We start from the raw sequence: 12356 nt of genomic DNA on the forward strand, positions 1-12356 counted from the left end.
AAAAGGACAGACTACAAACGGCAGGTATTATTTTTGAGGAACATTTTTAACCCAGTCAGATACAGTGATGTATTCCTTGTTATACTCCTTTAGCTTTTGTACAATCTCCCAGCCTTTTCCAACAAGAATGATCCCCTTTTCATGCACATACACTTTCATCCCATACTCCCCCAATTAAAGTATGGTAAAATGTATGAGCAGAATATAGGAATAGAACAGGAGTGGCCTTTATGAGTAATCTCGAAGAAAAAACTCTCCATAGCGAAGAAATCTTTTCAGGAAAAGTCATCAGTCTTCATTTGCAGGATGTGGAGCTTCCGAACGGTAAGCAGAGCAAAAGAGAAATTATAAAACATCCAGGAGCGGTGGCAATACTAGCAATAACGGATGACAAGAAAGTAGTCATGGTTGAGCAATACCGGAAAGCATTAGAAAGAACCATTGTGGAAATTCCGGCAGGAAAGCTCGAAAAAGGAGAAGAACCCCCTATTTGTGCTCGTAGAGAATTAGAAGAAGAAACAGGGTATGAGTGTGAAAGCCTGGAGTTACTTACTTCCTTTTATACTTCGCCAGGATTTGCGGACGAAATTGTTCATGTATATCTTGCAACAGGTCTAACCAAAAAGGAAAATTCAGCTGCCCTTGACGAAGATGAGTTTGTTAATTTAGAAGAATTGACACTTGAAGAAGCGCAACAATATGTGCAAGAGCAAAAGATTTATGATGCAAAAACGATTTTTGCTGTCCAATATTTACAATTACAAGAGGCGTTGAAAAATAAATGAACTGCTACTATGTAGATCTACATATTCATATCGGGCGAACGTGGACGGGGAAGCCTGTTAAAATTACAGGTGCTAAATCGCTTACGTTTACGAATATCATTGAACATGCTAGACATGAAAAAGGGCTGAATATGATTGGAATTATTGATAGTCATTCACCCGAAGTAATTCTTGAAATGGAAAGTCTTATACAAAGTGGAGATGTGGTTGAACATCCGGATGGCGGCTTAGTATTTGGGGATTTAACTGTTATTCCTGGTTCAGAATTGGAGATTTATGATGAACAATGTAAGGGCCCCATTCACTTGCTTTGTTATTTTCCAAACCTTTCTGTCATGAGGGAGTTCTCTTCATGGCTATCTGGTCACTTGAAAAATATTCAGTTAAGTTCCCAACGAATATATGTATCAGGTCTTGTTTTGCAAAAGAAGGTAAAAGAGTTAGGTGGAATTTTTATTCCTGCTCATGTTTTTACGCCATTCAAAAGTCTATATGGTAAAGGAGTGACCCAATCATTAACAGAGGTGTTAGATTCCGAGTTGATCGATGGAATAGAACTGGGATTAAGCTCAGATACGAGCATGGCGGATCAATTAAAGGAATTACACCATTATACCTTTGTAACCAATTCTGATGCCCACTCGCTTTCCAAAATAGCACGTGAATATCAAGTAATCGCAATGGAGGAGCCCACTTTCAAAGAGTTGCACAAAGCATTAAAAGGAATCGACGGTCGGAAAATTGTTGCCAACTACGGCCTTGATCCATTACTTGGTAAATATCATAAAACAGTTTGCGTAGAATGTCTCAATTCTGCCAAAAGTGACGAACAACTTTGTTCACAATGTGGAAGTAATAAGTTTATCAAAGGAGTTGCTGATCGAATTCTTGAACTTAAAACTGCAGATGCAAGTCCAGTGTGGCGGCCTCCATATGTACATCAAGTACCGCTCGAATTTATTCCTGGTCTCGGGCCCCGGTTACTCGAGAAGCTAGTGAATCATTTTGGGAGTGAAATGGCGATTTTACATGAAGTTCCTTTCGTGGCTCTAAAAGAGATTGTCACGCCAAAAATCGCTGAGCTGATAATGAAAGCTAGAGAAGGAAAAATAAACCTAGCTGCCGGCGGAGGAGGAAAATACGGTAAAATTGCAGATTAACACGGTGAAACCCGTCAGCCAGTGGCTGTCGGGTTTTTACATTAAATCTATTAAATTTGGTCATAGAAATACTAGACTGGCATAGAATGTATTAATCGATTCAAGTAAAGTAGGAGGAACGCAGATGAAAAAACGATTGTACCAGTCCGATGCCGCTAGTTATTTCCGTGAGCACTCCTCAATCTTTTTATTTATTGTCATTTTGTTTCTAATGGGAGTTATCTTTGGAGCTATTGTTGTAAATAGCATGAGTATTACACAAAAGGAAGATTTATTCTATTATTTATCACAATTTTTTGGACAAGTCTCTGATGGAAAAGTATCTGAAGACAATGATTTATTTTTACAGAGCTTCTTTCATAACAGTAAGTTTATTGGGCTTATGTGGATATTAGGAATATCAATTATTGGACTACCGGTTATTCTCATTCTCTTATTTATTAAGGGGATGGTTGTTGGATTTACGGTTGGTTTTCTAGTTAGTCAAATGGGGTGGAATGGGTTTATGTTAGCCTTTGTTTCAATCCTGCCGCAGAATTTGATTATCATTCCAGTGTTTATCATGATGGCCGCTTTATCCGTGATTTTCTCACTTAGAATGATAAAAAAACAATTTATGAAAAAATATGCCCAGCCGATCATGCCGTTTTTTAAAAGATACATTATAGCCTTGATTGCAGCAGTCATCTTTATTTCCGCTGCCTCAGGAATTGAAGCCTTTTTATCTCCCTGGCTAATGAAAACTGTGGTTAGTTCTGGTATTTTAAAGTGATAATTATTTAATAATTATTATAAATTGTTGTTTATAATAATTTTATTTTGACTCTCTTTTCTCATCTGTTATAATGAGAATTAACAGTGGCGAGGGAGGACCTTCAGGATGGAAACTAGAATTGAGAGAATAAAGAAACAGTTGCATTCAGCGAGTTATAAATTAACACCTCAGCGTGAGTCAACCGTTCGAGTTTTGCTAGAAAATGAAGAGGATCATTTAAGTGCAGAAGATGTGTACCTCCTCGTAAAAGAAAAATCGCCTGAAATTGGTTTAGCAACTGTTTATCGAACACTCGAATTGCTAACTGAACTAAAAATTGTTGATAAAATTAATTTTGGTGACGGTGTTTCCCGCTATGATCTTCGTCAGGAAGGTGCGGCACATTTTCACCATCATCTTGTTTGTATTGAATGTGGAGCTGTTGATGAAATTCAAGAAGATCTATTAGAAGATGTGGAAGAGGTTGTAGAACGCAGATGGAATTTTAAAATTAAAGACCATCGACTGACCTTCCATGGAATCTGTTATCGATGCCAGGATAAAGAAAAAGAAGAGAAAACTGAATAACATAAAAAAGTCCTTTTTTACTGAAATGGGCTTTTTCTTTTTATAGAGGACTAAAAAGAAAAGATGAAATATTTCCCCCTATTAATAGAGAACAGGTATAAAACTTGTACATTCTGGCATAGCTTTTACTAGTAATCATTAATTGGGGGAAGTTAGATGTCTTTTATTAAAGTAGCACTACAAACAATAAAGGTTTTTATCCTTTTCACTGGGTGCACGATTCTCTTTTATTATGGTATCATGTGGGTATCTGAAGAATATCAAAATTATCATCGCTATGATGAACCGGAAGGATCTGCACTGAAAGTGTCGAATGCAGTAGAAGAAGAAAGTTCTTCCTTGTTAGATCGGCTGATGTTGTTTTATTTAAATGGGGAGTAATGTGATGGAAGATCAATTAAAGGATTTTATGCACTTTTTAATAGTGGAAAAAGGGCTGGCTAAGAATACGATTGTGTCTTATGAGCGGGATTTAAAAAGCTACCTTCATTATATAAAAAATGTTGAATCCGTCCTAACATTAAATGATGTACAACGTATTCATATAGTACATTTTTTAGGATTTTTAAAGGAACAAGGGAAATCCTCTAAGACTTTGGCAAGGCATATTGCCTCAGTCCGAGCTTTTCATCAATTTTTATTACGTGATAAGGCAACAGATCAGGATCCATCTGTATTAATCGAAACACCCAGGTTGGAGAAATCTTTGCCAAAGGTATTGAGTTTGCAGGAAGTAGAAGTTCTTCTAGAAACACCAAAGCAGAAAGACCACTATGGAATCAGAGATAAAGCGATGCTTGAGCTTTTATATGCAACGGGGATTCGTGTTAGTGAGTTAATTAATTTAGATATTGAAAATGTCCACTTAACAATGGGATTTGTTCGTTGTATTGGCAAAGGAAATAAGGAACGTATTATACCTATTGGGAGTACAGCTTCTGATGCCATTAAGCTTTATTTAGATAGGGGTAGACCACAGTTTGTTTCAAAAAAACACCGGGAGCAGGCTTTGTTTTTAAATCATCAGGGAAATCGGTTAACGAGACAAGGTTTTTGGAAAATATTAAAAAAGTTAACAAAAGAGGCAGGCATAGAAAAGGAACTGACTCCACACACACTCAGACATTCTTTTGCTACCCATCTCTTGGAAAATGGCGCAGATTTAAGAGCAGTCCAAGAAATGTTGGGGCATGCAGATATTTCCACGACCCAAATTTATACCCATGTAACAAAAACAAGACTGAAAGATGTATATAGTAAATTTCATCCTAGGGCTTAAAAGATTAATAGTATGTAAGTCACAAAAGTGTCAAAAAGCTGCCGAAATTTTCGGCAGCTTTTTCTTGTAATTTCCTAAACATCTAGTAAAATAGAGATGTCAGACTTCTGACGAATAGATTAGGTCTCATAATCCTAATTTAAAGAGGGAAACATAGTATTGTAATGTGACCATTTGCAAACGGTTTCTATGGATAAAAGGAGGAAGAATCGTATGGCTGCAAATACATATAAACGAATTTTTATTATTGTTATGGATTCAGTAGGTATTGGTGAAGCACCAGATGCTGAACGGTTTGGAGATAAAGGCTCTGATACGCTGGGCCATATTGCTGAGAGAATGAATGGACTTAACATGCCCAACATGGGTAAGTTAGGTTTAAGTAATATCCGTGAACTGAAAGGAATAGAGAAAGCGGAAAAACCGTTAGCATACTACACTAAAATGATGGAAGCTTCTAATGGAAAAGATACCATGACTGGTCACTGGGAAATAATGGGTTTAAATATTCAAACACCTTTCCGTGTGTTCCCTGAAGGTTTTCCGGATGAACTTGTTTCCGAATTGGAAAAACGCACGGGTAGAAAAATTATCGGGAATAAACCGGCAAGTGGAACAGAAATTCTAGATGAACTCGGTGAAGAACATATGAAAACAGGCGCCATAATCGTCTATACTTCTGCCGATTCAGTACTACAAATTGCGGCTCATGAGGATATTATTCCAATTGAAGAACAATATAAAATTTGTAAAATCGCTCGTGAATTGACACTTGATGAGAAATATATGGTTGGTCGTGTCATTGCCCGTCCGTTCTTAGGGGAACCAGGAAACTTTAAACGTACAGCAAACCGTCATGATTATGCTTTAAAACCATTTGACCGGACTGTAATGAGTGAATTGAAAGATGCGGGTCTAGATGTTATTGCAATCGGAAAAATTTCCGACATTTATGATGGAGAAGGAGTGACAAAGTCACTAAGAACTGTCTCTAATATGGACGGAATGGATAAGCTTGTTGAAACCTTTGACATGGATTTCACAGGCATCAGCTTTGTAAATCTAGTTGATTTCGATGCATTATATGGTCACCGCCGTGATCCAGAAGGCTATGGAAAAGCATTGGAAGAATACGATGCACGCCTGCCTGAAGTATTTGCAAAAATGAAAGAAGACGATTTACTAATGATCACAGCTGACCATGGAAACGACCCTGTTGCCCCAGGTACAGACCATACGCGTGAATATGTTCCACTTCTCGTATATTCAAAGAGTATGACTGACGGTAAAGAAATTCCATTGAGAGAAACCTTTGCTGATCTTGGAGCAACTGTTGCTGAAAACTTCAGTGTTAAGATGCCTAAGTATGGAAAAAGCTTTTTAAATGAATTGAAATAAATGAGATGTGTAAAAAAATAGCTATATTAAATAGCTTGAAAAGGAGTAAGAGAATGAACTTCGAAACAATCAATAATGCAGCTTCTTTTTTGAAGAGAAAATATGCAAATACACCGAAAATTGGATTAATCCTAGGTTCAGGTCTTGGTGTATTAGCAGATGAAATTGAGAATCCAGTTAAAATTCCTTACAATGAAATACCAGATTTTCCTATTTCCACAGTTGAAGGTCATGCTGGACAACTTGTATTTGGTTTATTAAGTGAAGTAGAGGTAGTAGCTATGCAGGGCCGTTTCCATTTCTATGAAGGATATAGTATGGATAAAGTGACATTCCCTGTTCGCGTAATGAAAGAATTAGGCGTGGAAATGCTCATTGTGACAAATGCAGCAGGTGGTGTAAACGAAAGCTTCTCTGCAGGCGATTTAATGATCATTACTGACCACATTAATAATATGGGGACAAACCCATTAATTGGACCAAATGATTCTAAGCTTGGTGTACGATTCCCAGATATGTCCGAAGCCTATTCAAAAGAATTACGTGCTGCAGCGAAAGAAATCGCTAGCCGTTTAAACATAAAGGTTCAAGAAGGGGTTTATCTTGGAAATCCAGGACCTGTTTATGAAACACCTGCAGAAATTCGGATGGCACGAGTGCTGGGCGGAGATGCAGTCGGAATGTCCACAGTTCCTGAGGTAATCGTAGCGCGTCATAGTGGAATGAAGGTTCTTGGTATTTCATGTATTTCGAATATGGCAGCAGGAATTCTTGATCAGCCGCTAACACATGATGAAGTAATTGAAACAACAGAAAGAGTGAAAGCTGATTTCCTTCGCTATATAAAAGAAATAGTAAAAGGTATGGCTAAATAAAAATAGATACTTTAAAGAAGTGGTGATTAACATGAGAATGGTTGACTTAATAGAGAAAAAAAGAGACGGTCATGAATTAACAACAGAAGAAATTAAATTTATTATAAACGGGTATACAGACGGTTCAATTCCTGATTATCAAGTAAGTGCATTAACGATGGCTATTTACTTTAAAGGAATGACTGAAAAGGAAAGAGCCGATTTAACTATGGCAATGGTTGAGTCAGGGGATCAAATCGACTTGTCCCAAATTGAGGGAATTAAAGTTGATAAACATTCTACTGGAGGTGTGGGCGATACAACTACTCTAGTTCTTGGACCACTTGTTGCTGCTCTAGGTGTACCAGTTGCTAAAATGTCTGGTCGTGGATTAGGACATACGGGTGGAACGATTGATAAATTAGAAGCAGTTGAAGGCTTCCATGTAGAAATTGAAAATCAAGAATTTATTGATCTTGTAAATAAAAACAAGATTGCGGTTATTGGTCAAAGTGGTAACTTAACACCTGCAGATAAAAAGTTATATGCTCTTAGAGATGTAACGGCAACTGTTGACAGCATTCCGCTTATTGCAAGTTCCATTATGAGTAAAAAAATTGCTGCTGGTGCGGATGCAATTGTCCTTGATGTTAAGACAGGTGCCGGTGCGTTTATGAAAACACTTGATGATTCAAGAGAACTAGCTAAAGCAATGGTCCGCATTGGAAACAATGTTGGTAGAAGAACAATGGCAGTAATTTCTGACATGAGTCAGCCTCTTGGGTATGCAATCGGAAATGCGCTTGAAGTAAAAGAAGCGATTGATACGTTAAAAGGGGAAGGCCCAGAAGACTTAACGGAGCTTTGCTTAACACTTGGCAGCCATATGGTTTATTTAGCTGAAAAAGCAAGTTCATTAGAAGAAGCACGTACCCTCCTAGAGAACGTCATAAAGGATGGTTCTGCTCTTGATAAATTAAAAGTATTCTTAAGTTCACAGGGTGGAGATGCCTCCATTGTTGATGATCCATCTAAGATGCCACAGGCTAAATATGTTATTGAATTAGAAGCAAAAGAAGATGGGTTTGTTTCTGAAATTGTTGCCGATGAGGTAGGAACGGCTGCGATGTTACTTGGAGCAGGAAGAGCTACGAAGGAATCAGTTATCGACCTTGCTGTTGGACTTGTTTTGCGAAAGAAAATTGGGGATCAAGTGAAAAAAGGTGAATCGTTAGTAACTATCTATAGTAATTTTGAAGATGTTAACGAAGTAAAAGAAAAACTTTATGAGAACATCACTATTTCATCTTCAAAGGTAGAAGCTCCAATTCTTGTACATGAAGAAATCACTCAATAAATAATTAATACAAATAGAGGCTGACTCGAAAAGAGCAGCCTCTATTTTTTTATTCAATTGAAGGCAAATATTGTATAAAGTAAGTTATTTTGGAAAAAATGGAGGCTATAAAGAATGGAGGGTTATGCGAATGAAACGATTTGTCTCTTTATTAGTGACATCTTTATTACTTACAAGTTTGTGGGGTCCATCAGCTTTTGCTGCTGAAGAAAAGAAAAGTACTGATATTGTTAGTAATGTTAAATCTGCTATATTAATTGAACGAGATACAGGTGCGGTCTTATATGAGAAAAATAGTAAGGATGAATTGCCACCTGCAAGTATGACTAAAGTTATGACAATGCTCTTAATTATGGAGGCCATTGATAAGGGAAAGTTGACATGGAATGAAAAAATTCGTGCAAGTGAATATGCCGCTTCAATGGGAGGTTCACAGATTTTCCTTGAACCTGGTGAAGAAATGACCACTAAGGAAATGTTAAGGGGTATAGCAATCGGTTCAGGAAATGATGCATCGGTCGCTATGGCTGAGAGGATTGCAGGTTCTGAAGAAGCATTTGTCGATATGATGAATGATAAGGCGAAAGAACTTGGATTAAAGCATACTTTCTTTAAAAATACAACGGGTCTTCCAGTGAGTGGTCATTACAGCACAGCTGCTGACATGGCAATCATGGCAAAGGAATTGCTCAAATATGAAGATATAACCAAGTTTACAGGAATGTATGAAGCGTATTTACGTGAGAATACAGATAAGAAATTTTGGCTTGTAAATACAAATAAATTAGTTCGGTTTTACCCAGGTGTAGATGGATTGAAAACAGGTTTTACGGCTGAAGCAAAGTATTGTTTAACCGCAACCGCACAGAAGGATGGAATGCGTGTGATAGCTGTTGTTTTTGGTGCCCCTACATCTAAGGAAAGAAATGCACAGGTAACGAAAATGCTAGATTATGCCTTTAGTCAATATAAAACACATCCAATGTTTAAACGTAATCAAATCATTGGTGAAGCAAAAATAAGTAAAGGAAAAGACAAGACGGTTGAAGCAGTTACAAGTGAACCACTTTCCTTACTGACAAAAAAAGGCGAAAAGACTGAAAATGTCAAACAAAAGGTTGTGATGGCAAAAAATCTTAAGGCGCCAATCGCCAAAGGGGATCAAGTAGGGACAATCCAATTGATTAAAGATGGAAAGGTCATTCTTGAAAGTCCTATAGTGGCAAAAAAGGCTGTAAAAGAAGCCGGATGGTGGACACTATACAAACGTTCCTTTGGAATGTTTACAAAAGCTGGTAAATAAAACCTGTTGTCGAAACAACCTATAATGTAACTACTTTTAGCGAAATACGACTAGTTTTGTAATTCGAGAAGGATATTACCTTCAAAAAAGCGAATTGACTCACTATACCAGATTAAGGAGGACGGGGATAGTGAGTCTTAACATTAATATGGAAACAAAACATGACGTATTATGCATTCGCTTAAGTGGTGAACTGGATCACCATACAGCAGATGACTTACGCGAACAAGCGACAGTGGTTATTGAAAAGAATAACATCCGTCATATTGTCTTAAATTTAGAACACCTCTCTTTTATGGATAGCTCTGGATTAGGAGTTATTCTAGGAAGATACAAACAAATTAAACAGGTGCACGGTGAAATGGTCGTTTGTGCAATTTCCCCTGCAATACAAAGATTATTCGATATGTCTGGTTTATTTAAAATTATCAAAATGGAACCGACTGAGGAATTTGCATTGCAAAGATTGGGGGTGGCCTGAGTGAAGAATGAGATGAATCTTCAATTCAGTGCTTTAAGTCAAAATGAATCGTTTGCCCGTGTAACTGTTGCGGCTTTTATTGCCCAGCTAGATCCGACAATGGATGAATTAACAGAAATAAAAACAGTTGTTTCTGAAGCCGTAACAAATGCAATTATCCATGGATATGAAAATGATCCGAATGGAACAGTAGTGATTCAAGTAATTATCGAAGATAGCTTGATTGATATGACCATAAAAGATAGTGGATTAGGTATTGTTGATGTGGAAGAAGCTCGTCAGCCATTATTTACAACAAAGCCGGACTTAGAACGCTCCGGTATGGGTTTTACCATCATGGAGAATTTCATGGATGAGGTAGAGGTTCATTCACAGCCAGGTCGAGGAACCGAGGTTAGATTACGAAAGCATTTACAATCCCGCAAAATGCTTTGCAATTAAGGAGACTTGCCGATGGATGTGGAGGTCAAGAACGATAAAAGTCAAACGTATTTAAAGGATCACGAAGTGAAAGAGCTCATTAAAAGGAGCCAGGATGGGGACCAAGAGGCAAGAGATTTAATTGTTGAAAAAAATATGCGTCTTGTTTGGTCAGTCGTCCAGAGGTTTCTTAATCGGGGATACGACCCAGATGACCTGTTTCAAATTGGGTGTATCGGTTTATTAAAATCAGTTGATAAGTTTGACCTTTCCTACGATGTTAAGTTTTCCACTTATGCTGTACCAATGATCATTGGTGAAATACAACGATTTATCCGCGATGATGGAACAGTAAAGGTCAGCCGTTCACTGAAGGAAATGGGAAACAAAATCCGTAAAGCCAAGGATGAATTATCTAAAATACTTGGTAGGATTCCAACGGTAAACGAAATTTCAGCCCATTTGGAGCTATCGCCGGAGGATGTCATCCTTGCTCAAGAGGCAAGCAGGACTCCTTCGTCCATTCATGAAACAGTGTATGAAAATGATGGTGACCCAATTACATTACTTGACCAAATTGATGACGGTAATGAAGGAAAATGGTTTGATAAAATAGCCTTAAAAGAAGCCATTCGCGAATTGGATGAACGTGAAAGACTTATTGTCTATTTAAGATACTATAAAGATCAAACACAGTCAGAAGTGGCACTGAGACTTGGAATATCACAGGTTCAGGTATCTAGACTTGAGAAAAAGATATTACAACAAATGAAAGACCGTATGGATCTATGATCCTACGGTCTTTTTATTTTTCTTAGAAGTGGTGCTTTTTGTCCATTCATACATGAAATGCTTGTTTCTTAACCATACTACACATACGAGGAAATAAATGTGTGGGAAGTGAATGTTTTGGATAAAACAATCTACATCCGCATGCGGAATCGTGTACAAGCCCAGCCTGATGGAAAAATATTATTAAAAGATGTAGCCCAAATAATCGCACCAGACACCTTACTTCCGGCTCTTAAATCTATGATGATCTATCAACTTACAGAAATGGACCGTAATATTGTTGTGATTGATGTAATGAAAGTTATCGATTTGATAACAAATAAGTTTGGAGCCCTGGAGGTCCAAACAATTGGACCAGCTCAAACCATCATAGAAGTAATGGTTAAGAAAAAGGGATTAAACATTCCATTCTTTCTTTTAATCTGGTTTCTTTTATTTTTTGGTTCAGCAATGGCAATCATGAATTTTCATGATGATGTAAGTATGAGAAGTGTACAAGAAAAGCTATATACCATTATTACAGGCAAAAAAGAAGCAAAACCATTATTATTTCAAATACCTTATTCCATTGGCTTAGGCCTTGGAATGATTCTTTTTTTTAATCATGTATTTAAGAAACGAATCAATGAGGAGCCCAGTCCTCTTGAAGTAGAAATGTTTAATTATCAAATGGATTTAGATAACTACGTGATTATTCATGAAAATAAAGAAAGTATGAAGCATCTCCATGATAACGATTAAAATTCTTGCAATATGTTTTTTAGGAATAGCAAGTGGATTAGCGGTTGGCTCAGGATTTGTTGCTTTCCTTACCGTATTAGGAGTCATTCCAAGGCTAACGCAGCTTACCAAAACGATGAAAATGATCCAACAATATGAATGGGCGGTAGTTATCGGTGCACTTACTGGAGTAATAGCCAGTCTCAGAGATCCAGTATTACATATTTGGCCTTATGTACTAATCTTCTTAGGAGTAAACGGTGGAGTGTTTGTTGGCATGTTAGCTGCTGCACTCACCGAAGTGTTAAATGTTTTTCCAATCCTTGTAAAAAGAATCCGTATGGATGGGGAATTAGTCATTTTAATAATGGCAATTGTACTGGGGAAAATTTTTGGGTCACTCTTTCAATGGCTTTATTTTGTACATCATTAATGATAATAAACTGTCAAGCATGAAGCCTAGCA

The 12356-nt window shown here is 37.3% G+C and carries 16 protein-coding genes; 15 read left to right on the forward strand and 1 reads right to left on the reverse strand.

Features of this window, described 5'->3' with window-relative positions; all coding sequences use genetic code 11:
- Positions 1-27 precede the first annotated feature (27 nt).
- On the reverse strand, positions 28-159 hold the full coding sequence (gene mciZ / locus AA0X95_RS11680) for a Z-ring formation inhibitor MciZ (protein WP_335529142.1): 132 nt from the start codon (positions 157-159) through the stop codon (positions 28-30).
- A gap of 71 nt (positions 160-230) precedes the next feature.
- Here mciZ and AA0X95_RS11685 point away from each other — a divergent pair, with 71 nt between their 5' ends.
- From AA0X95_RS11685 to AA0X95_RS11755, 15 genes are all read left to right on the forward strand, one after another.
- Positions 231-785 (forward strand): NUDIX hydrolase, encoded by a 555-nt coding sequence (locus AA0X95_RS11685; RefSeq protein ID WP_413309031.1) that lies wholly within the window; start codon positions 231-233, stop codon positions 783-785.
- Positions 782-1945: an endonuclease Q family protein gene (locus AA0X95_RS11690; protein ID WP_413309033.1), complete on the forward strand. Its 1164-nt coding sequence runs from the start codon at positions 782-784 to the stop codon at positions 1943-1945. The genes AA0X95_RS11685 and AA0X95_RS11690 overlap by 4 nt, the downstream gene beginning before the upstream one ends.
- A 124-nt stretch (positions 1946-2069) precedes the next feature.
- A complete protein-coding gene (gene spoIIM, locus AA0X95_RS11695) occupies positions 2070-2717 on the forward strand; it encodes a stage II sporulation protein M (protein WP_308083303.1) in 648 nt (215 codons plus the stop codon).
- Between the two features lie 108 nt (positions 2718-2825).
- Complete coding sequence (locus AA0X95_RS11700; protein WP_308083304.1) at positions 2826-3287, forward strand: Fur family transcriptional regulator; 462 nt, start codon at positions 2826-2828, stop codon at positions 3285-3287.
- Between the two features lie 156 nt (positions 3288-3443).
- Complete coding sequence (locus tag AA0X95_RS11705) at positions 3444-3668, forward strand: YqzK family protein (RefSeq protein WP_308083305.1); 225 nt, start codon at positions 3444-3446, stop codon at positions 3666-3668.
- 4 nt (positions 3669-3672) lie between these two features.
- The gene (xerD, locus tag AA0X95_RS11710) at positions 3673-4566 is read left to right on the forward strand and encodes a site-specific tyrosine recombinase XerD (RefSeq protein WP_413309036.1); all 894 of its coding nucleotides are present in this window, start codon (positions 3673-3675) and stop codon (positions 4564-4566) included.
- 213 nt (positions 4567-4779) lie between these two features.
- Positions 4780-5964, forward strand: a complete 1185-nt coding sequence (gene deoB, locus AA0X95_RS11715; protein WP_413309038.1) for a phosphopentomutase — start codon at positions 4780-4782, stop codon at positions 5962-5964.
- Between the two features lie 53 nt (positions 5965-6017).
- The gene (locus tag AA0X95_RS11720) at positions 6018-6839 is read left to right on the forward strand and encodes a purine-nucleoside phosphorylase (protein ID WP_413309040.1); all 822 of its coding nucleotides are present in this window, start codon (positions 6018-6020) and stop codon (positions 6837-6839) included.
- A 31-nt stretch (positions 6840-6870) separates the two neighbouring features.
- Complete coding sequence (locus AA0X95_RS11725; RefSeq protein WP_413309042.1) at positions 6871-8175, forward strand: pyrimidine-nucleoside phosphorylase; 1305 nt, start codon at positions 6871-6873, stop codon at positions 8173-8175.
- 130 nt (positions 8176-8305) lie between these two features.
- On the forward strand, positions 8306-9478 hold the full coding sequence (locus AA0X95_RS11730; RefSeq protein WP_413309044.1) for a D-alanyl-D-alanine carboxypeptidase family protein: 1173 nt from the start codon (positions 8306-8308) through the stop codon (positions 9476-9478).
- 130 nt (positions 9479-9608) lie between these two features.
- Positions 9609-9959 (forward strand): anti-sigma F factor antagonist, encoded by a 351-nt coding sequence (gene spoIIAA / locus AA0X95_RS11735; protein WP_413309046.1) that lies wholly within the window; start codon positions 9609-9611, stop codon positions 9957-9959.
- On the forward strand, positions 9960-10400 hold the full coding sequence (gene spoIIAB / locus AA0X95_RS11740) for an anti-sigma F factor (RefSeq protein WP_335529115.1): 441 nt from the start codon (positions 9960-9962) through the stop codon (positions 10398-10400).
- Positions 10401-10412: 12 nt separating this feature from the next.
- Positions 10413-11171 (forward strand): RNA polymerase sporulation sigma factor SigF, encoded by a 759-nt coding sequence (gene sigF, locus AA0X95_RS11745; protein ID WP_413309048.1) that lies wholly within the window; start codon positions 10413-10415, stop codon positions 11169-11171.
- 117 nt (positions 11172-11288) lie between these two features.
- Positions 11289-11912: a stage V sporulation protein AA gene (locus AA0X95_RS11750; protein WP_413309050.1), complete on the forward strand. Its 624-nt coding sequence runs from the start codon at positions 11289-11291 to the stop codon at positions 11910-11912.
- Positions 11902-12324 (forward strand): stage V sporulation protein AB, encoded by a 423-nt coding sequence (locus AA0X95_RS11755; RefSeq protein WP_413309972.1) that lies wholly within the window; start codon positions 11902-11904, stop codon positions 12322-12324. Before AA0X95_RS11750 ends, AA0X95_RS11755 begins: the two co-directional genes overlap by 11 nt.
- Positions 12325-12356 lie beyond the last annotated feature (32 nt).

Source organism: Neobacillus phoenicis (genome assembly GCF_047302305.1).
Lineage (GTDB): Bacteria > Bacillota > Bacilli > Bacillales > Cytobacillaceae > Neobacillus.